At 67.8% G+C, this 19,337-nt stretch carries 19 protein-coding genes; 5 read left to right on the top strand and 14 right to left on the bottom strand.

Going from position 1 to position 19,337, the window contains the following annotated elements:
• Positions 1-28 precede the first annotated feature (28 nt).
• The 8 genes from LC452_RS06920 to LC452_RS06955 all read right to left on the bottom strand — a co-directional run bounded on the left by LC452_RS06920 (position 29) and on the right by LC452_RS06955 (position 8,388).
• On the bottom strand, positions 29-796 hold the full coding sequence (locus LC452_RS06920) for a Pr6Pr family membrane protein (RefSeq protein ID WP_223623549.1): 768 nt from the start codon (positions 794-796) through the stop codon (positions 29-31).
• A gap of 26 nt (positions 797-822) precedes the next feature.
• Complete coding sequence (locus LC452_RS06925) at positions 823-1,434, bottom strand: hypothetical protein (protein ID WP_223623551.1); 612 nt, start codon at positions 1,432-1,434, stop codon at positions 823-825.
• Between the two features lie 116 nt (positions 1,435-1,550).
• Positions 1,551-2,504, bottom strand: a complete 954-nt coding sequence (locus LC452_RS06930) for a sugar kinase (protein ID WP_223623553.1) — start codon at positions 2,502-2,504, stop codon at positions 1,551-1,553.
• Positions 2,501-3,145: a bifunctional 4-hydroxy-2-oxoglutarate aldolase/2-dehydro-3-deoxy-phosphogluconate aldolase gene (locus LC452_RS06935; RefSeq protein ID WP_223623555.1), complete on the bottom strand. Its 645-nt coding sequence runs from the start codon at positions 3,143-3,145 to the stop codon at positions 2,501-2,503. Before LC452_RS06935 ends, LC452_RS06930 begins: the two co-directional genes overlap by 4 nt.
• A complete protein-coding gene (gene manD / locus LC452_RS06940) occupies positions 3,135-4,361 on the bottom strand; it encodes a D-mannonate dehydratase ManD (protein ID WP_223623557.1) in 1,227 nt (408 codons plus the stop codon). The genes LC452_RS06935 and manD overlap by 11 nt, the downstream gene beginning before the upstream one ends.
• Before the next feature lie 75 nt (positions 4,362-4,436).
• On the bottom strand, positions 4,437-5,837 hold the full coding sequence (locus LC452_RS06945; protein ID WP_223623559.1) for an MFS transporter: 1,401 nt from the start codon (positions 5,835-5,837) through the stop codon (positions 4,437-4,439).
• A 53-nt stretch (positions 5,838-5,890) separates the two neighbouring features.
• On the bottom strand, positions 5,891-6,895 hold the full coding sequence (locus LC452_RS06950) for an L-idonate 5-dehydrogenase (RefSeq protein ID WP_223623561.1): 1,005 nt from the start codon (positions 6,893-6,895) through the stop codon (positions 5,891-5,893).
• A complete protein-coding gene (locus LC452_RS06955; protein WP_223623563.1) occupies positions 6,892-8,388 on the bottom strand; it encodes a mannitol dehydrogenase family protein in 1,497 nt (498 codons plus the stop codon). Before LC452_RS06955 ends, LC452_RS06950 begins: the two co-directional genes overlap by 4 nt.
• A gap of 67 nt (positions 8,389-8,455) precedes the next feature.
• Between LC452_RS06955 and LC452_RS06960 the strand changes: the two genes are divergently transcribed.
• Positions 8,456-9,442, top strand: coding sequence for a LacI family DNA-binding transcriptional regulator (locus LC452_RS06960; RefSeq protein WP_223623564.1), 987 nt, complete (start codon positions 8,456-8,458; stop codon positions 9,440-9,442).
• Positions 9,443-9,449: 7 nt separating this feature from the next.
• On the opposite strand, the gene LC452_RS06965 is transcribed toward LC452_RS06960, so the two are convergent.
• Both LC452_RS06965 and LC452_RS06970 read right to left on the bottom strand, forming a co-directional pair.
• Positions 9,450-10,727 (bottom strand): MFS transporter, encoded by a 1,278-nt coding sequence (locus LC452_RS06965; protein WP_223623566.1) that lies wholly within the window; start codon positions 10,725-10,727, stop codon positions 9,450-9,452.
• A 42-nt stretch (positions 10,728-10,769) separates the two neighbouring features.
• Positions 10,770-11,849, bottom strand: coding sequence for a ThiF family adenylyltransferase (locus LC452_RS06970; RefSeq protein WP_223623568.1), 1,080 nt, complete (start codon positions 11,847-11,849; stop codon positions 10,770-10,772).
• Positions 11,850-12,452: 603 nt separating this feature from the next.
• On the opposite strand from LC452_RS06970, the gene LC452_RS06975 reads away from it, so the two are divergent.
• Both LC452_RS06975 and LC452_RS06980 read left to right on the top strand, forming a co-directional pair.
• Positions 12,453-12,653, top strand: coding sequence for a hypothetical protein (locus LC452_RS06975; RefSeq protein ID WP_223623570.1), 201 nt, complete (start codon positions 12,453-12,455; stop codon positions 12,651-12,653).
• Positions 12,650-12,934 carry a hypothetical protein gene (locus LC452_RS06980; protein WP_223623572.1) on the top strand — a complete coding sequence of 95 codons (285 nt, stop codon included), beginning with the start codon at positions 12,650-12,652 and terminating at the stop codon, positions 12,932-12,934. The genes LC452_RS06975 and LC452_RS06980 overlap by 4 nt, the downstream gene beginning before the upstream one ends.
• A gap of 81 nt (positions 12,935-13,015) precedes the next feature.
• On the opposite strand, the gene LC452_RS06985 is transcribed toward LC452_RS06980, so the two are convergent.
• Positions 13,016-14,200 (bottom strand): zinc-dependent alcohol dehydrogenase, encoded by a 1,185-nt coding sequence (locus tag LC452_RS06985; protein WP_223623574.1) that lies wholly within the window; start codon positions 14,198-14,200, stop codon positions 13,016-13,018.
• A 158-nt stretch (positions 14,201-14,358) separates the two neighbouring features.
• Between LC452_RS06985 and LC452_RS06990 the strand changes: the two genes are divergently transcribed.
• On the top strand, positions 14,359-14,796 hold the full coding sequence (locus LC452_RS06990; RefSeq protein ID WP_223623576.1) for an SRPBCC family protein: 438 nt from the start codon (positions 14,359-14,361) through the stop codon (positions 14,794-14,796).
• A gap of 6 nt (positions 14,797-14,802) precedes the next feature.
• On the opposite strand, the gene LC452_RS06995 is transcribed toward LC452_RS06990, so the two are convergent.
• From LC452_RS06995 to LC452_RS07005, 3 genes are all read right to left on the bottom strand, one after another.
• Positions 14,803-15,816, bottom strand: a complete 1,014-nt coding sequence (locus tag LC452_RS06995) for a hypothetical protein (protein ID WP_223623577.1) — start codon at positions 15,814-15,816, stop codon at positions 14,803-14,805.
• Position 15,817: 1 nt separating this feature from the next.
• Positions 15,818-17,662 carry a substrate-binding and VWA domain-containing protein gene (locus tag LC452_RS07000; RefSeq protein ID WP_223623579.1) on the bottom strand — a complete coding sequence of 615 codons (1,845 nt, stop codon included), beginning with the start codon at positions 17,660-17,662 and terminating at the stop codon, positions 15,818-15,820.
• A 61-nt stretch (positions 17,663-17,723) separates the two neighbouring features.
• Complete coding sequence (locus LC452_RS07005) at positions 17,724-18,545, bottom strand: shikimate 5-dehydrogenase (protein WP_223623581.1); 822 nt, start codon at positions 18,543-18,545, stop codon at positions 17,724-17,726.
• Between the two features lie 517 nt (positions 18,546-19,062).
• On the opposite strand from LC452_RS07005, the gene LC452_RS07010 reads away from it, so the two are divergent.
• Positions 19,063-19,269 (top strand): cold-shock protein, encoded by a 207-nt coding sequence (locus LC452_RS07010; protein ID WP_046014597.1) that lies wholly within the window; start codon positions 19,063-19,065, stop codon positions 19,267-19,269.
• The last annotated feature ends 68 nt before the right edge of the window (positions 19,270-19,337 follow it).

Raw genomic sequence — 19,337 nt, forward strand, 5'->3', positions numbered from 1 at the left:
GCCGCTGGCAGTTCGCCGGTGGACGTGGTCAGCGACGGGGTGTTCGCGCCGACGGATCGCCGACGGAACGGCCGGCGATCGACGCGAGCACGCGGTCGACGAGCAGATAGACGTAGCCGACGGCGATGAGCGCGATCGTCAAGGCGACGATCCACAGCGCGACGCCCTGCAGCCCCAGGGTCTCGACGTCCATGAACGGGTACGGATACCTCTGCCCCGGCGTGAACTCACCGCCCGCAGCGCCGAAGATGAAGGCGAACAGCAGGTACGTGTAGGGCAGGAGCGTCCAGAGCAGCGGATCGAATCGACGGAACGCTCCCTTGGGGACGAAGAAGAGCCAGTCGACGATCAGCAGGCACGGCGTGACGACGTGGATGAGCGTGTCGGTGAGGGAGAAGATGTCGCTGTCGCCATCCTGGATCCTCGTGGGAACCAGCACGACCAGATAGATGAGCATGGTCACCGTGATCGCCATCATCACGGCCCCGCTCCATCGAGCATTGGGCGTCGACGTTCCCGAGGGGCCTCGCCGCCGAAGATCTCGAACCGTGCGGATGATGAGGAGCAGCATCCACGTCAGACAGATGAGGTTGCTCAGCATCGTGTAGAACAGCAGGGTCGTCCCGTCCGGCTGCCCGGTCAGAATGTCGGAATATCGGACGATCCCGGTCACGATGGCCGCGAGCGCAAGAAGCCGGTAGACCAGGGCGATCGGTCGCGCGTTGAGCGCGGCGTGCGCGAGGAGCCGTGGAGCAGAGACCCGTGGCTCCGGCGTCTGTCCTGAGTGCGAAGCCATGGCGATGATGACGCAGTGGTCCGCGATCAGCCGGGCTGCGGCTGGTCGAACGGCACGGTGAGGACGGCGTCGGTGTACCCCGGCGCAGAGAAGCGGATGGTGATGATGCCATCGTAGAAGAGCCCGCCGACCGCCGTCTCGGCCCCGTACATGAACCCCTGGGAGGGGTCGTCGTCGTACCGCGAGACGGTCGTGGCCTGCGCGACTCCTCCAGCCAGAGTCGTCTGGAAGATGTAGGTGTCGTGGAGCGAGTCATCGGCCGCGCCTTGCACGAGCGTCCAACCGTCGATGCGTCCGGCGGTTGTCGGCGTGGCGTTCGAGTACAGATAGAGCCCCGTGCTGCCGGCGTTCGCGCCGGTGCCCTGCCAGGTGATCGTCGCCGACATCGGGACCGCGGATGCCGGCGCGGCAGGAAGTGCGACCTGACCGCTCAGTCGGAAGGTCGAGCTGCCTCCTGCCCCGTTGGCGATGTCGGTGTCGGTGAATTCCAGGACGACCCCGGACGCATCGATCGCGAGCTGACTGGCGGCGTGCAGCGGCGTCGCGACGGCCACCGCCACGACGGGAACAGACCAGGCGGCGGCGCCGAGGAGCGTGCGGCGGGAGACACGCGTACGGGCAGCGGCGTCGTCGGTCATCGTGATCCTTCTGCAGAGGACCACCCGCAGGGATCCGCACCGGACGGTTCGGCGCAGGCCCAGCATATCGGTGCCCTCTCGCTCCCCGCCGGTGGATCGCCGTCAGCCGTCAGCCGTCAGCGCCGGACCGGATCCGCATCACCGGCGAGGAACCGAGCGAGCTCGCGTCGCGTCGGCGCCGCCTCCCAGTCCCCTGGGACGAGACACGCCATCGCCCCGCAGGCATGGGCGCGGTGCAGGCTCGCGTCGATGTCGAGACCCTCCAGCAGTGCGCTGAGATACCCCGCAACGAACGCGTCGCCCGCGCCGACTGTGTCGATCGCATCGATCACGAAGCCGGAGGACTCGATCACCGCATCAGCGACGAAGACGGATGCTCCGTCAGGGCCTTGTTTCAGGACGACGGTCTCGACGCCGGCATCCTGCAGCGCGGCCGCCGCTTCCGCCGGACCGGCATCCGGATACAGGATCGCGAACTCGTCGGCGCCGCCGAACACGATGTCGGCCTGCTCCGCGATCTCACGCAGCACCGGACCCGCCACGGTCGCCGAAGCCAGCGCCGACCGGTAGTTGATGTCGAAGCTGACCCGCACCCCGGCGGCCCGCGCGCGATCGACCGCGGCGAGCACGGCAGCGCGAGCCGATGCCGAGAGCAACGGCGTGATGCCCGTGACGTGCAGCAGCGACGCCTCTTCGATCCAACCGACGGGAAGATCGGACGCCGAGACCCGCGACCCGGCGGACCCCGCGCGGTAGTAGTGCACGGCGGTAGAAGCCACCGACGGCCGCTCCTTGATCATGAGCCCGGTCGCGGCATCCGCATCGACCACGGCCCGCACGCCCACTCCCTCCGCGCGGATCTCCCGCGCCACCCGCTCGCCGAGCGAATCGTCCCCGACGCGGCCGAGCCATGACACGGCGACCCCGAGACGCGCGAGGCCGATCGCGACATTCGTCTCCGCGCCGCCGATGCCGAGGGCCATCCCGTGGGCGTGCCGCAGCGAGCCGATGTCGGTCGTGCGCACCAGTGCCATGGTCTCGCCGAACGTGACGACCGAGCCCTCGCTCACCGCGCGCACACCTCGACGAACGCCTGGGCCCGGTCGCGCAGCGCCACCAGGTCGCCACCCGCGAACGCATCGCCGAGCAACGGCCCGCCGACGCTCACGGCGACCGCGTCGGCGGTGAGCCATGCCGACGCGCCATCGAGGTCGACCCCGCCCGAGGGCACCGCGACCAGGTCCGGGAACGGGCCGCGCAGGTCCTTCAGGTACGCGGGACCGACCTGCCCCGCCGGGAAGATCTTCACGGCGGATGCCCCGGCCGACCAGGAGGCGAACAGCTCGGTGGGCGTCAATCCGCCCGGGACGATCGCCGCGCCGGCATCTGTCGCCTGCCGCACGAAGGCCGCCGAGGTGATCGGCGTGACCAGGTAGCTCGCGCCGGCTTCGACGGCGCGAGCGAGATCTGCTGCATTCGTGACCGTGCCCACTCCGAGGTCGACGACATCGCCGTACTGTGCGAGCAGGTGCGGCATCCGGTCGAACGTCCCCGGCGTCGTCAGGGTGAGCTCGAGGCTGCGGATGCCGGCATCGATCAGCACGTCGAGCACGGCGTCGTAGTCCTCGGCGCGCTGCGCGCGGGCCACCACGATGAGTCGCGAGTCGACCGTGCGCTGCGGCAGGGCGACCCGGCCGATCTCACCAGTCATGGACGGTCCCGTCGAGCAGACGGTTCACCGGCAGGTACGCCTTGGTGTATTCGTGTCCAGCCGCGGCATCCTCGTCGAGATCGACCCCCAGGCCGGGGTTCTCGCCCGGGTGCAGGAAGCCCTTGTCGAACGTGAACGACGTCTGGAAGACCTCGAGCGTCTGCTCGTTGTGCGGCATGTACTCCTGGATGCCGAAGTTGTGGATCGCGAGATCCAGGTGCAGGGCCGCGGCCATGCCGACCGGCGAGATGTCGGTCGGGCCGTGGATGCCGGACTTGATGCCGTAGATCGCGGCGAAGTCGAGCAGCTTCTTCATCGCTGTGATGCCGCCGGTGTGCGTGACGGCCGAGCGCACATAGTCGATCAGGCGCTCGGTGATCAGGGTCTGGTAGTCGAACACCGAGTTGAACACCTCGCCGATCGCGAGCGGGGTCGTGGAGTGCTGGCGCACCAGACGCAGAGCGGTCTGGTCTTCGCCCGGGGTGCAGTCCTCGAGCCAGAACAGATCGTAGGGCTCGATCTCATTCGCGAAGCGGGCGGCCTCGATCGGCGACATGCGGTGGTGTCCGTCGTGGAGGATGCGCAGGTCGGTGCCGAAGTCCTCACGGATCTGCGCGAAGATCCCGGGCATGTGGTTGAGGTAGTTGCGGGTGTCCCACGTCTCTTCGCTGGGGCGGGCGCCGGAGCGCTTGGCCGGCTCGTAGTCGTAGCGCACACCGGGGCCGGTCGACGAGACGCCGTAGATCTGCCCGAGCCCGGGCACACCGGTCTGCACGCGCACGGCCGTGTAGCCGAGCTCCTCGTAGCCGGTGATCGCGTTCTTCAGTGCGGCGTAGTCGGTGCCGGAGGCGTGGGCGTAGACCCGCACGCCCTCACGGCTGGCGCCGCCGAGCAGCTGGTACAGCGGCATCCCGGCCTTCTTGGCCTTGATGTCCCACAGCGCCATGTCGACGGCGGCGATCGCGGCCATCGTGACCGGCCCGCGACGCCAGTAGGGTCCGCGGTACAGGTACTGCCAGGTGTCTTCGATGCGATCTTCGTCGCGGCCGATCAGCATCGACGAGACGTGCTCGGAGAGGTAGGCGGCGACCGCGAGCTCGCGGCCGTTCAGGGTGGCGTCACCGAGACCTACGATGCCGTCGGAGGTCGTGATCTTCAGCGTCACGAAGTTGCGGCCGGGGCTGGTGATGTTGACGTCGACGAGCTCGATGGTCATGGCGGTTCCTCAATGAGAAAGGGGGGTGCGGCCGTTCGGGCGGCCGCACCCCCGGGTCAGAAAAGGTACGGGTGGTCACATCGCGGCGCGCGGATCGGTGAGATCGCGCCCCGTCCACTCGGGAGCCCAGATGGCGGCGACGAGGGCGGATGCCGTGAACACGCCCATCAGGACCATGACGGGCACGATGCTTCCGGTCGTCGCCGAGACCCAGGCCGCGACGATGATCGGACCGATGCCGGTGGCGATGATGGCCGCGATCTCGCGCACCATGGCGGTGAGCGTGTAGCGGTTGCGAGCGCCGAAGATCTCGGGGATGGAGATGTTCTCCATCGACGCGAGGCCGAGGACCGAGATGTTGTGGATGAGGGCGTAGCCGACGAAGACCCAGACGAGTTCCGCCGTGTTGATCATCAGCAGCGTCGGCACGATCAGCAGGAGCGACAGCGAGGTCATGATGATGTACATGCGGCGGCGGCCGAACCTGTCACCGAGGAGGCCCATCAGCGGGATCGTGAGGAACCCGATCAGCGACGAGACGATGACGACCTCGGGGCCGACCTCCTTCGACATCGCGAGAGTGATGGTGATGAACGAGATGAGGTACGTCTGCACCATGCCCGAGTTGCCCGCCTGGCCGAAGCGCAGGAAGAACGACACGATGACGGCTTTGATGGGCTTGCGCTCGAACGACTCCAACGTGCGGATGTCGTTGGTCTCGGTGGCGAGCCTCACGACCTCGTCGCGGGAGAGCGCCTTGCCGTCGACGACGTCGGTGCGTTCCTCGAAGACCGGGCTCTCCTTGAGGTTGAGCCGCACCCACAGGGCGAAGAACATGATCACGGCGCTGCCGATGAACGGGATGCGCCATCCCCACTCGATGACATCGCTCTCGAGCATGACCGCGAGCAGGATCGCCCAGATCGCCGATGCGAAGAGCGTGCCGCAGTTGGTGCCGAGCGCGACCAGCGAGGCGATGACACCACGACGGTTCGAGGGAGCGTACTCGGAGAGCATCACACCGGCTCCCGAGATCTCGGCGCCCGCGCCGAAGCCCTGGGCGAGACGCAGGATCACGAGGAGGATCGGAGCCAGGATGCCGACCTGCGCGTACGTCGGCAGGAAGCCGATCAGCGTGGTCGCAGCGCCCATGAGCAGGATCGTGTAGAACAGCACCTTGCGGCGGCCGACCTTGTCGCCGATACGGGCGAAGACGAAGGCGCCGACGGGGCGGGCGACGTAGCCCACTCCGTAGGTGGCCATCGCGAGCACGACCGCCATGCCGGGATCTTCGCCGGCGAAGAACAGCTGGCTGAAGACCAGGGCCGCGGCCAGCGAGTAGAGCTGGAAGTCCATGAATTCCAGGGCGGTGCCGAGCCAGCCGGAGACGGCGGCGCGGACGAGGTCGCCCATCGAGCGCTTGGCGACGGGCGGGGGCGCCGGGGCGTCCACGCCGGGAAGAGAGGAACTGCTCATCGGAATACTCCTTTGTAGTGATGTGCGCGAGGGGCGCGGGGCAGCGGGTGTCGCTAGAGAGCCAGAAGGACCTTGGCGGAGGCGGACGAGTCGCGGGCGACCTCGAACGCCCGGACGGCGTCGGATGCCGGGATGACATGGGAGATGACGGATCCGAGGGCGTCGGACTCGGCCAGCAGGCGGACCGCGTCGTCGATCTCGGTGGAGAACCGGAAGGCGCCGCGGATCGTGAGCTCCTTCGCGAGCATCGGGGCGAGGTTCACGCCGATCTCGGAGTTCGGCAGCATCCCGACCTGCACGATCGTGCCGGCACGGCGGGAGGCACGCACGGCCTGGGTGAGCGAGACGCCTACGCCGGAGCACTCGAACACGACGTCGTAGGACTCGTCGTCGATCGTGTCGCGGCCGACGAGGAAGACCTCGGTCGCGCCGAGGGACTGGGCGCGATCGAGGGGTTCGGTGCGTACATCGCTCGCGCCGACGACGGCCGCGCCGGCGTGCACGGCCGCGGCGGCGACGAGCAGCCCGATGGGGCCGGCGCCGATCACGAGGACGCGCTTGCCCGTGATGTCGCCGGCAAGACTCACGGCGTGGATCGCCACGGCCAGCGGCTCGGCGAGGGCAGCGCGTTCGAGGGGCAGCGACGCGGGCAGCACCCGGATCATGGGCTCTTCGACGATCAGGTACTCGGATGCTCCGCCCTGACGGTGCGGGTCCGCGGCGGCGCTGCCGAAGTAGTCGCCGCCGGGACGCAGGTGCGGCAGGTCCTCGAGGCCGGGCACGACGGGGCCGTAGCGCGCGGGGTGCACGGTGACGGGGGTGCCGGGTGCCAGGCGACCCGAGGGGTCGAGGTCCACGACGCCCGACAGTTCATGACCCGGGGTCAGGGGCTGACGGATCGTGTACTCGCCGTTGGCGCCGTGGAAGTAGTAATGCAGGTCGGAGCCGCAGATGCCGACGTAGTTGACGCGCAGGCGGACCTCGCCGTCGCCGGGGACCGGAACCTCGCGGTCCTCCCAGCGGATGTCTTCCTTGCCGTGGATGGCGAGAGCCTTCATGGCTGCATCTCCTTCGCGCTGGTGAGTGATGAGTTCGTGGTCTGCGATGCGGCGACGGCATCGGCGATGGCCGAGCTGACTCCCTGACGCTGGATGGTATCGATCAGATCGCCGACCCGGGCGATGAACGCATCGTGCCCGGCGAGGCCGTCGCCGAAGAGCTGCAGCTCGGTGATCACGCGCCGGGCGAGCTCGCGACCGTTGCGCGCGGTCACGGCGAGGGCGGTGAGGCGCTCGCGGGCGGCATCCGTCATCGCCGCCGCATGCGGCCCGGGGTCGAAGCCGGCGAGCGGGGCGATGCAGGAGAGGTATCCGGCGACGGTGAGGGCGATCAGGTGCGGCATCTCGCCGCGGCTCAGCGCCAGCATGGCCGGCTCGGGGATGCGCTGGCGCAGCTTGACCGAGCCGTCGGTGCCGACCTGGCTGGTGCGGTGGCCGAGAGCGCTGTTGCCCCAGCGCTCGAACAGCTGGGTCTCGTACTCGCGGATGTCGACGCCGGAGGGCACCTCGATCGACGGCTCGTACTCGCCGCGGAGCACCGAGAGTGCTGCGCTCGCGACGTCGTCGAGATCGATGGCGTCGGGGATGGTCGCGACGCCGCGGAGCGCGCCGAGGTAGGCGATGAGCGAGTGCGTGCCGTTCAGCAGGCGCACTTTCATCTGCTCGTAGCGGCCGACCTCGCTCGTGAACACCGCGCCGCCCGCCTCCCATGCCGGGCGACCTCCGGCGAACCGGTCTTCGATGGCCCACATGGTGAAGGGCTCGGCGGGGACGGGGATCTCGTCGCGCGCGCCGAGGAGCGTGCTCACGCGGTCGCGCAGCTCGGGCGTCGTCGCGGGCACGATGCGGTCGACCATGCTCGAGGGGAACGTGACGGCCTGGTCGAGGAAGGTGAGCGCGTCGGCGCCTTCGGCGTGCGGCAGCGCCTGCAGGAATTCGCGGACGAGCTTCTCGGTGTGTGCGCCGTTGGCGGAGAGATTGTCGCAGCTGAGCACCGAGAGGGGCGCGGCGCCGGCCGCTGCACGCGCCTGCAGGCCTCGGGCGAGCTGGCCGATCGTGGAGCGCGGAGCGCCTCCGCCGAGGTCGGCCCGCACGGTGGCGTCGTCGAGGTCGAGGTGCTGCGTGGCGGCCGAGTAGCTGTAGCCGTTCTCGGTCACCGTGAGCGTGACGATGCGGATGCCGGAATCGGCGATCTGGGCCACGACACGCTCGGGGTGCTCGGCGCCGACGAAGGCGTCGGTGTGCACGCCGGGAACGGTGAGCGAGGTGCTGTCGGGCGAGATCGTCGCGACGGAGTAGAGGAGATCCTGCGCGTGCATCGCGTCGACGATGGTGCGGGAACGGGACGCGACGCCGATGATGCCCCAGTCGCCGCCGGATGCCGCGAACGCGGAGGCGGTGTAGACCGCCTGGTGCGCCCGATGGAAGCTGCCCAGACCGAGGTGCAGGATGCCCGCGCGCTCGGGCCGGGGGTGATCGGCGATGATCGTCATGTAAGAAGTGTGTATCAGTTGTACAAACTTGTCAACCCGTTTCACACTCGGGATGCACGATCATAGAGTGACGACGAAGCGGAAGGCGAACGTGGCAGCGACATTGACCGACGTGGCACGACGGGCAGGCGTGTCCATCGCGACCGCGTCGCGCGCCTTCGGCGAGCCGGAGCGTCTGGCCGGCGGAACGCTCGAGCGCGTGCTGCAGGCCGCCGTCGATCTCGGCTACACGAACCCGCAGAACAGCGTGGCCACGCGCACCCTCGGCGTCATCGTGCCCGACATCGCGAACCCCGTGTACGCGATGCTCCTCAAAGCCATCCAGGGTCAGGCCTGGCACGGCCGTCACCGCATCGTGCTGTTCGACGCCGACGAAGATCTGCGCCGCGAGCGCGAGCAGATCGAGCAGGCGCGCAAGCTCGACGGGATGCTGCTGTGCTCTCCCCGCCTCCCCGACGACGAGGTGCTCGCATCGGTCGGAGGCACGCCGTATGTGGTGGTCAACCGCCAGATCGACGGGGCACCCTGTGTCGTGATGGACACCGAGCACGGTCCCACCCAGGCCATCGAGCACCTCGTCGCCCTCGGCCATGAACACGTCGCGTATGCCTCCGGGCCGCGTGGATCGTGGGCCGACGCCCGCCGGTTCGACACCATCTCGCGCGCCTGCGAGCGCCACGGCATCCGTCTCACCCGCCTCAGCCACCATGCCGCGTCGATTCAAGGAGGCCGTGCCGCCGCCGCGCTCGCCGCGGCCAGCACCGCCACGGCGGTCGTCGCCTACAACGACCTCGTCGCACTCGGCCTCGAGGCCGGCATGTCGGAACTCGGCCGCCGCTGCCCCGATGACATCAGCATCGTGGGCATCGACGACATCGATCTCGCCGGTGCCGTGACGCCGGGTCTCACCACCGTGCAGATGCCGATCGAGCGCTGCGGTGCCCTTGCGGTCGATCTGCTGCTCCAGGCGATCTCCGGCGCGGTGATGAGCGACGTCGTGACGCTCGGCTCCCAGCTCATCGTGCGGGCCTCGACGGCGGCACCGCGCGCCTGACGAAATCTCACAGCCGCAGCGGATCGACGCCCTCGAGGTCGCTCTTGCGCGGAATGCCGGCGACGGAACGTGAGAAGAGCGCGACGATGATGATGATCCCGAGGAGTCCGACGGGGACCGCTATCGCCGCGACGTAGCCGCCGTACTTCAACAGCAGACCGGCCACACCGGGCGCGATGGCGGCGGCGATGGAACCGAGGAACGTCTGAATGGACAGAACCCTGCCGCGGAGTGCATCGGGGATCAGGAGGGCGAGGTACGAACCCTGCATGGCGTTCAGAGGAATGAGCGGAAGAGAGGCGACCAACGCCAAGAGCGCTATGAGCCAGACGTCTTGGGTGAAGATCGCCCCGAAGAATGCGGCGCCGACCACACAGATCGATACCCGAATGATCGTTCCGCCGGTCATGAATCGCGAGACACGCATGAGTGCGATCGCGCCGAGAAGTATCCCCACACCCTGGAAGGTCTGGATGGCGCCGATCTTCCACGGTTCGGTGGACAGCTGCTGCTGGCTCAAGACGATTGCGGTGCCGCAGCTCGCCAGCGCGAAGTTGACACCCAGCACGATAAGGATGAGCACGCGGGGCGGGGCCCATCGGCGGAGCCACCGTAAGCCGGCCGTGACATCGGCCTCATCTGACGAAGCCGTCCCGTCCGCTCCCGGACGCAGATCCGTGCGGAGAGCGATGCCTGCGCCCGCCTCTCCCAGTCGTGCGATGGCGGTCACCATGAATGGCAGTGAGGGATGGACTCCGAAGAGGAGGCCCGAGAACGGCGATGCGCCGAGTTGGATCGCGGCGTCGCGGGCCTGATTCGCCGCGGAGGCGTCCGGCAGAAGCTGCTTGCCCACGATGCGGGGAAGCACCACATCCGTGACGTTCGCGAACAGCCCGCCGAAAATGCCTCCCACCACGGCGAACACGAGGAGAGAGATCGCGTCGAGTAGGCCGCCCCAAGCAGCGAGGGCCAGGGCCCCGTAAACGATGAATGCGACCGCTCCTGATCCGATCATCAACGCGCGGCGGTCCACCCGATCGAGCAACAGGCCGCCCGGCAGAATCGACAACGCCTGCGCGAGTGCACTGACGCTGCCGATGAGACCGGCGACGGCTGGGTCTCCCGTCACGTGGAAGGCGAGGAGGGTGAAGGCGAACACCCCCACGAACAGGCCGAGCTGTGAGAATGTGTCGCCCGAGAACCACACCTTGTAGTCGCGCACTTGCCACAAGGAAGGCGGGCTGTCGGCTCCTCCGTCGTTTGTCGTGCTGCCGTCTGTCGTCACGTGAATCCGTACCCCTCCACCGATGATGTGCGTCTCACGAAGTCAGAGAGGCGCGACTTCGAAGACATACTCGAACCGGGGATCGGCTGTCCCGCATGTGGGGCAGCCTTCATGCCTGTCCCACGCCATCAGAGTTCCTAGCTCGCCGGTCAGGTAGTCGATCTCGACCTGTTTCCCGAGAGCGATCGGGGCGGCGTAGCGAGTCGTCAAACGCAGGATCTCGTCCACTCCGTATGACGCCAGACGTTGTATATGCGGGGCGATCGCGGCGGTCGTGCCCGGACGTTCCGGTGACATGAGTGCGCGGTACTGCGGTAGGAAGTCGACAGTGTTCAACTCGTCATGAATCTGCAGGCAATCCATGCAACCGGATTCTTCGGTCTTGACCGAAAACACTCTGCCTCGCGTGTGCTGGGAGAGGAGGAAGGTCGCGGGCAGTTTCAATGCGATCGCCGCAGCGTTGACGCGCCTTTGAGCTACAAAGGGTGGTTCGTCGATTGTGCAGAGGATCCCCGCAGTCCCCTCCGCGAGGTGCTGCACCTGCTCGACTCCTTCGATTCGAAGGTCGTAGGCCGAAACCTCGGTCGAGGGGGCGAATGCCTTGGCGTACTCACGTGCCACGTCGAGCTTCTTTCGACCCAGGTCGGACGTCCGGAAAAGCGTCTGGCGATTGAGGTTGCTTGTCTCGACGACGTCGTAGTCGACGATGGTGAGCCGTCCCAGACCGAGGGCAAGAAGTTGCGGGAGGCACGCGCTCCCGCCGCCGCCGAGCCCGAGGAGCAGGACGTGCGACTCTTGCAGCACACCCTGCGCTCGGTTCCCCTTCGAATCGCTCGTCGCTGCAGCGGCCGTGAAGAAGGCCTGATTCGCGTGGAGTCGCTCGGGCAATTCATCATAAAGAGATGCGTCTTCGATGAGGCCACTCTCGTCAAGGAGCGCTAAGCCCTCTCGAATCTGCTCCGCGCGAAGCCTCGGCATCAGTTCGCCAGCTCGGGCGATCACAGACTCCAGCGATCGAGTGCCGTCGAGAAGCGGAAGTAGCACGCGCAGCTCGCCCTTAGGATCCTCGAGCTCCCTGGTGATTCCTTGTTGAGCGCCTATGCGCACCATCGAATTGTGCACCCAGTAAATGGGAAGCGACCGTCGGATCTGTGGTCTCATGTCTCTCTTCCCGGTCGGGCCAGGCCACGGCAGCGACGTATGGTTGCCGTGACCTGACGTCGGGTTATGTCGAAAATCAGATGACTCCCCAACTGACCTTGATGTCGGTCGGTACTCGGTTCACGGTGAACGCCATGTCTGCACCCCCTCGCTATTTCAGTATCGGTATGTATTCATACGAGGCATTAACGTACTCATATGGGAACACTCACAGAGTAGAAGTACGAAGAAGCGCCAGCAATCACTTTCCCGGCAGCATCCCGATATGCCGGCATGACGTAGGCGACGTCGTGACGCTCGGCTCCCAGCTCCTCGTGCGCGCGTCAACGGCGGCGCCGCGGGACTGACCGCCGCCCGGGACATCGCCGCGCGCCACCATCTGCAGGCGAGATCAACGATTGCAGGTCGAAACGGCCCGATCTGACCTGCACGTGTGGTCTCAACCTGCAAAGCGGCCCCGGGCTCGGGTAGCGGCGGGCTACCCCCGCCGCCGCCCCGTGTCAACGGACCTGCGTGCGCGCGGCATCCGATCGATGCTGGAGCCACCAACAAGAGGAGAGCACCATGTCGAATCCCGAAGGACTCATCAACAGCATGGACCCGACAGACGGCACCTTCCCCACGGATGTCGAGCAGCCCGAGACCCAGGGAGAGGAACTCCTCGAGGCCGAGCTCGGGGATGACGGTCAGGGCGATCTCGCCCCGGAGGGCGAAGGCACCGGGCACAGCGGCGACGCTCCGAGCGACCTGAGGACAGCCGAATGACCGGCGCCGAAGAGCCCCGACCGGCCGACGTCGCCTCGCCTGCAGAGTCCGACGCGCAGGCGGTCATCACCGAGCACCTCAAGGCCCGCGAGGGCGAGGGCTCCGGTGAGCTGCTGTACGTCGGCGACACTCCTGCGGGCGGGGGCGGCGCCGACTCGGGCGCGGTCGGCGCCGTGGGCGTCGACGAGTCCACGCAGGACGAGGCGAAGGACGAAGCCGAGTCATACGGGTCCGCGCACAATGACGAACCCGGCATCGGCACCCGCCACTCCGGCGACTGAACTGCTGCGGGGGCGGAGAGGAGCCCGTCACACCCTCCGTGGCGCGGCTCTCCGCCCCCGCATGTCTGTGGCTCTCGACTGCTACACGGTCGACGGGTGGAGCACGACCTTGATGCAGCCGTCCTCCTTCTTCTGGAACGTGCTGTAGAGACCTGGCGCATCCTCGAGCGGCGCGTGATGCGTCGTCAGATCCATGACGCCGAGCGGGTCGGAGACGTCCTCCACCAGAGGCAGCAGGTCGTCGACCCAGTTCTTCACGTTGCACTGCCCCATGCGCATGCTGATCTGCTTGTCGAACAGGGTCTTCATCGGCATGATGTCGGCGTCACCGGCGTAGACGCCGCTGAGCGAGACGGTTCCACCGCGGCGCACGGCGTCGATCGAGGCATAGACCGCGGCGAGCCGGTCGATGCCGGCCTTGTCCATCACCTGCCGTGCAGCCGCGTCCGGCAGCAGGCCGACGGCCCGCTGCATGAAGGCGACCCCGCCGTTGCCGTGCGCTTCGAGGCCGACGGCATCCACGACCGAGTCCGCCCCGCGACCCTCGGTGAGGTCGCGCAGCTCGTCGACGATCGTGTCGGTCAGGTCGAAGGTCTCGATGCCGTGTCGTTCCGCCATCGCACGCCGCTCCGGCACCGGGTCGACCGCGAGCACGCGGTATCCGCGGTGGCGTCCGATCCGTGAGACGAACTGACCGACCGGTCCGAGACCCATCACCGCGAGCGTGCCGCCCTCGGGAACCTGCGCGTACTCCACGCCCTGCCAGGCGGTGGGCAGGATGTCGCTGAGGAAGAGGTACCGCTCGTCGGGCAGGTCCGCTCCCACCGGGATGTGGTTGTAGTCGGCCAGCGGCACCCGCAGGTACTCCGCCTGACCACCCGGCACCTGACCGTAGAGCTTGGTGTATCCGAAGAGCGAGGCTCCGCTGCCGTACTCGCGCACCTGTGTGGTCTCGCACTGCGACTGCAGTCCTCGGCGGCACATGAAGCACTCGCCGCAGGAGATGTTGAAGGGGATGACCACGCGGTCGCCGACCGTGAGCTTCGTCACGGCCGAACCGACCTCGACGACGACGCCCATCGGCTCGTGACCGAGGATGTCGCCCCGATCGAGGAAGGGGCCGAGAAGCTCGTACAGATGCAGGTCGGAGCCGCAGATCGCCGAAGATGTCACACGGATGATCGCGTCCTCGGGCTGCTCGATCACGGGGTCGGGGACCTCCTCGACCGTCACCGTGCGCTTCTTCTGCCAGGTCAGTGCCTTCATCGTGTCCTCCGCATCGTCGTACCTTCGCCACACTGCCCGCCGACAGCGTGATCGCACAGCGGGTTGACACATCGGTTCCCAGGGTCAACATCCCGGATTGTCAACCGCCTCGCGCACCGCGTGCCAGCCGCGCACGATGATCACGGAACGGAGACAGGATGGCGACCAACACTCGCACGATGGACTGCACCCCCGACGACGTCTTCCGCGTGCTCGGGAACGGCTGGCTCTACCCCACGTGGGTGGTCGGAGCATCTCGCATGCGGGACGTAGACGACTCCTGGCCGAGCCCCGCCGCCGAGCTTCACCACTCCTTCGGCGTCTGGCCCGCCCTGCTCGACGACACGACGCAGATGAAGGAGTGGGACCCGCCGCACCGCGCCGTGATGCGCGCACGAGGCTGGCCGGTCGGCGAGGCCACGGTCACGATCCGCGCGCGGAGACTCAGCTCGGGGTGCCTGGTGCGCATCGACGAGGAGCCCGTGGAGGGCCCGGCGACCCTCGTCCCACGCTTCTTGACGGCGCCGATGCTGCGCTGGCGCAACGCGGAGACGCTGCACCGGCTCGCGTACCTGGCCGAAGCCCGCGCCGGCTGAACCCGGCTACTCTCCCGCGCTCTTCTTGAACTGCCGTTCCCAGTCGCGCAGCTCCGACCGCCCGATGAGCGAGTCGAGCGACACCTGGAAGAGGAGTCCCTTGCGGGCGTTGACCTGCTTGATGTTGTCGACGATCTGCGTCGTGACTGCCGAGAGCGCCTCGCGCACCTCTCCGACGCGCTCGTCGGGCGCATCCCAGAGGTCCGGGCGCGTGAGCAGATCGAGAAGGTAGTCGCGGTCGAGCGCCGCCACCAGGCGAGCGAGCTTGTCGGAGTACTCCGCCTCGGCCAGCACGCTCTGATCCTCGCCGGCCTTCGCGTCGAGGCGCACGAACAGCTGCTCGACGTGCGAGGCGAGCGCGTCGATGCCGACGGCCGTCTCCGCCGCGACCGGATTGCCCGGGAGCGCCGCGTAGTCCGCACGCAGCTCGCGCAGCCGATTCACGCGCAGACGGATGCCGGCCGGCACGGGGTCCGCGCTCGCCGCAGGCTTCTTCCGCCGCCGCCGCGTGATCAGGCCGATCGCGGTGCCGATGCCCGCCACGATCACCACGCCGCCGATCACCACGGGAAGCAGCAGATCCGCGCCGCCGCCCGTGCCGCCACCGGGAGACGTCGGGGTCTCCTCGACGATCTGCTGCACGGTCGCGACGAGCGCGTCCGGCGTGTTGCCGCCGGCCGCGGTCTCGCTCTCGTTGGCGATGCGCAGTGCTTCGTCGGCGTCGATCACGGTCGAGGTCGCCTGCACGTCATCGCCCACCGCGAGCACGATGGTCTTCTGGTCGGACGATCGTGCGATCTCGGTGAGAACCTGATTGGCGTACTCGTTGTTGTCGTCGGCCTGAGCCGGCAGCACGACGATCGCGATCGATCCGTCGCCGGGGACGGCGCCGGCGAGCTCCGCCTGCAGGGAGGACGCTCCCGACACGCTCGGGTCGATGTAGATGTTTCCCGAGTCGAGCCCCGCCACGGCATCGTTGACCCACGGGTTGTCGGATGCCGCGGCGATGTACATTCCCACCTCAGAAGTTGTTGATCACGGAGGCGAAGACGAGGTCGATGCGCTCGGCATCCGAGGCGTCGAACATCTGGCCGCCGGTGGCATCCGCGATGCGCTGCAGCGCCGTCGGGTCGGCGCCCTCGCCGTATGCGATCGTGAAGATGCGCACCGGCGCGTCGTCGCCGCCCTCTTTCGAGCTCTTGCCGATCTTCGCGATCAGCGAGTCGAGCGAGGTGGTGGAGTCGGTGTCCTCTCCGTCCGACAGCACGACGATCGCGTTGATGCGGCCGGGTTCCGCCCGCTCGCTCATCGCCTCGTACGCCGTGAGCACCGCGTCGTAGAGAGGCGTGCCGTTGCGCTGCGCGTATCGCAGGTCATCCAGCGAGGAGTCGAGCTTCTCGCCGTCGGCTCCGAGCGCCGTGACGTCGCGCAGCACCTGGATTCCTTCGCCCTCATCGGACGAGATGCCGGTGGTGAACGCCCAGACGCCGACCTCGTCGGAGGAGCGGAAGTGGCCGAGGGTCGTCTGCGCACCCTCGATCGCGCCGTCGAGTCGGGAGCGGCCGTCGCCGATCGGGTCGTCCATGGAGCCGGAGATGTCGATCAGCTCGAGCACCGACGAGGGCTTGCGCACCTGGGTCCACTGGTCGATCGCGGTGGAGATGACATCGACCTCGGGCTTCGGCAGCGTGACGGCCGGCTGCGCGGGGTCGACGCCGAACTTCGCGGTGAACAGGTCGCCGAGCGGCACCGACTCGTCGAGCGGACGGAAGCCGTACTCCGGCAGGATCTTCTGCGCGGGCGTGGTCTGCAGGAACTCGGCGAACGCCTCGCCGGCGGTGCGCTGCTCGGCCGTCACCCAGTCCGCACCGAGCACGGTGACCGGGTTGTCCGACCACATCGAGCCGCCCGCCGGGTAGACCGCGACGAGCTTGGTCTTCGGGGGCGTCAGAGTCTCTCCCGGCTGCACCGTGTGCGAGTCGGGGTTGCCCTGGTTGTAGTTGAGCAGCGACGTCTCCTCGAGCGCGACCGCCGAGACGTACGCCGAGCCGTTCGCGCCGTTCTGCGTCTCGTCGTAGAGGGTCGCGAGCACGTTGCCGGTGGTGTCGCCGTAGTGGATCACGCACTCCTCGAACACGCGCGAGAAGTCGGCAGCGGCATCCACGTCGGCCGAGGTGAGCGCATCCGCCTTGCCGGATGCCTCGTAGGACTGCATCAGGATCGTCGAGAGGCCGGTGGTCGACGTGTTCGGGTTCGTCTTCGAGATCTTGAAGGCGCCCCAGATGTCCTTGCCGACGCTGCCCCACCCGGCGGGATCCTGGCAGAGGCCCTCGAGATCGGTGATGCTGATCGGCTTCTCGGGGTAGCCGAGCGCCTTGGCCATCGGTTCCGGCATCCCGAACACGACGGGGGTACGCGTGAACGACGCCGGTTCGCCGACGAGGCTGGGCGATGCGGCCGCGGCGACGCGGTCGGTCCAGACCGTGGATGCCGGTGACCAGAGCGTCGGCCAGAGGGAGCGGTCGTCGCTCGGCCAGTCGTCGCCCGCCGTCAGGTAGCGCGCCGCGTTGCCGGACGACACGTTCGTCGGGCGGACCGTCGCGCAGGTGTCGAGCCCGTCGTGCTCCGGAGAGTCCTTGAACGCGGCGGCCAGCTCGTCGAGCATGTTCACCTTCTCGGACGACGTCGCTATGGTGATGTGCGTGCAGCCGTCGTCGGGGAAGCCCTGGCTCCCGTCGGTCGTCGTGCCGTCCTCGCCGCCGCCCCCGGTGCACGCAGCCAGGACCAGGGCCGCGATCGCCGTGGCGGCGATGGCAGCGGTCGTCCGCCGGGCGATGGACCGTGGGGCGATGCGAGGCGCGCTCATGCGCCTAGGCTACCCAGGTATCGCTCTCCCGATCACGCACTTCCGCGTTCTCACTGCTCGTTCACGGCGCAGCGCGCATGAACTCCTCGGCGGCCCGCACCTGCTCGGCGGACGGACGGATGCCGGTGTAGAGCACGAACTGCTCGAGCGCCTGCAGCGTCGCGACCTCGGCCCCGGTGATCACGGTCTTCCCCGCCGCCCGACCGGCGGCCACGAACGGCGTCTCGGACGGGAGCGCCACGACGTCGAAGACGACGGATGCCGCGGCGATCGCCTCAGCCGAGAATGAAAGCGCATGCTCCTCTGTTCCACCCGCCATGCCGATCGGGGTGATGTTGACGAGCACGTCGGCCGTGGCGTCACCGGCATCCGCAAGCCATTCGAATCCGTAGAGGTCCGCGAGTGCGCGCCCGTTCGCCTCGTTGCGGGCGACGATCGTGACGGTCGTGAACCCGGCGTCGCGGAACGCGGCCGCGGTCGCCTTCGCCATGCCGCCCGACCCGCGCAGGAGCACGGACGAGGCGGTGTCGAGACCATTGCGCTCGATGAGCTGCGCGATGGCCGAGTAGTCGGTGTTGTACGCGGTGAGCACGCCGTCGTCGTTCACGATGGTGTTCACCGAGTCGATCGCGGTCGCCGACGGATCCATCCGATCGACGAGGGCGATGACGTCCTCTTTATAGGGCATCGAGATCGCACAGCCGCGGATGCCGAGCCCGCGCACACCGGCGATCGCCTGAGCGAGGTCGGTCGGGGCGAAGGCCTTGTAGATCCAGTTGAGCTCGAGCGTCTCGTAGAGGAAGTTGTGGAAACGAGTCCCGTTGTTGCTGGGCCGCGCCGACAGCGAGATGCACAGCGTCATGTCCTTGTTCAGCATCGTCACCGGCTCAGCGTAGCCGCTCGGGTCCGTGGCGGAGATCGCGCATCCTCCCCTATGGTGAAGGTGCGTGCACAAGGGGATCGATCGTCTCCGTCTCTCCCCAGATGACGGGCAGCCTTCCCCAGAGGCAAGGCGATCCGTGCACGCGATTGGGCCCCCTCGAGTAGTTCAGTCCCCAATGGACTATTCGAGGGGGCCGCTATCGCCATCCGCCCACCGATTTTCGGTTTTGTCCCCCAAAAGGGGGACAAGGACCTGGAAAAAGAGCTAGGCTGTTTCTGACGCACCCTCCGGTCGTCTTCGGCCCTCATCGCTCCCCCCGCGGTGAGGGCCACACCATTTTCCGGGCGCGTTCATCGTGCCCGATGCCCGCGGCGATGTGACGAGCGGATGCCGCTCGTGCAACATTTGGATTACCTTCTTGCCCGTGCTATTCCCCTCGGGGCCGCCTCCACTACCGTTAGCGATGTCGGGGCATACCTGCGTCGGCTTCTTCATCAGTAGAACGAACAGGCAGTACATGAGCACTCAGGGCACGGTCAAGTGGTTCAACTCGGAGAAGGGCTTCGGCTTCATCTCCCCCGACGACGGCGGCGCCGACGTTTTCGCGCACTACTCCGCCATCGAATCATCCGGCTACCGGTCTCTCGATGAGAACCAGCGAGTCGAGTTCGACGTCGCGCAGGGTCCCAAGGGCCTGCAGGCAGAGAACATCCGTCCGCTCTAAGAGCGGACGGTTCAGAGAACTCCCCGCCCGGATTCGCCTCGCGCGACATCCGGCGGGGAGTTCTGTGC

The organism is Microbacterium sp. EST19A, from assembly GCF_019969685.1.
In the GTDB taxonomy this organism is placed as follows: Bacteria; Actinomycetota; Actinomycetes; order Actinomycetales; family Microbacteriaceae; genus Microbacterium.

Excerpts from the sequence above, each read along its gene's own strand:
- LC452_RS07010 (WP_046014597.1), top strand. The coding sequence starts at position 19,063 with ATGAGCACTCAGGGCACGGTCAAGTGGTTCAACTCGGAGAAGGGCTTC.
- LC452_RS06975 (WP_223623570.1), top strand. The coding sequence starts at position 12,453 with ATGTCGAATCCCGAAGGACTCATCAACAGCATGGACCCGACAGACGGC.
- LC452_RS06985 (WP_223623574.1), bottom strand. The coding sequence starts at position 14,200 with ATGAAGGCACTGACCTGGCAGAAGAAGCGCACGGTGACGGTCGAGGAG.
- LC452_RS06990 (WP_223623576.1), top strand. The coding sequence starts at position 14,359 with ATGGCGACCAACACTCGCACGATGGACTGCACCCCCGACGACGTCTTC.
- manD (WP_223623557.1), bottom strand. The coding sequence starts at position 4,361 with ATGACCATCGAGCTCGTCGACGTCAACATCACCAGCCCCGGCCGCAAC.
- LC452_RS06925 (WP_223623551.1), bottom strand. The coding sequence starts at position 1,434 with ATGACCGACGACGCCGCTGCCCGTACGCGTGTCTCCCGCCGCACGCTC.
- LC452_RS06950 (WP_223623561.1), bottom strand. The coding sequence starts at position 6,895 with ATGAAGGCTCTCGCCATCCACGGCAAGGAAGACATCCGCTGGGAGGAC.
- LC452_RS06920 (WP_223623549.1), bottom strand. The coding sequence starts at position 796 with ATGGCTTCGCACTCAGGACAGACGCCGGAGCCACGGGTCTCTGCTCCA.
- LC452_RS06935 (WP_223623555.1), bottom strand. The coding sequence starts at position 3,145 with ATGACTGGTGAGATCGGCCGGGTCGCCCTGCCGCAGCGCACGGTCGAC.
- LC452_RS06980 (WP_223623572.1), top strand. The coding sequence starts at position 12,650 with ATGACCGGCGCCGAAGAGCCCCGACCGGCCGACGTCGCCTCGCCTGCA.
- LC452_RS06945 (WP_223623559.1), bottom strand. The coding sequence starts at position 5,837 with ATGAGCAGTTCCTCTCTTCCCGGCGTGGACGCCCCGGCGCCCCCGCCC.
- LC452_RS06955 (WP_223623563.1), bottom strand. The coding sequence starts at position 8,388 with ATGACGATCATCGCCGATCACCCCCGGCCCGAGCGCGCGGGCATCCTG.
- LC452_RS07000 (WP_223623579.1), bottom strand. The coding sequence starts at position 17,662 with ATGAGCGCGCCTCGCATCGCCCCACGGTCCATCGCCCGGCGGACGACC.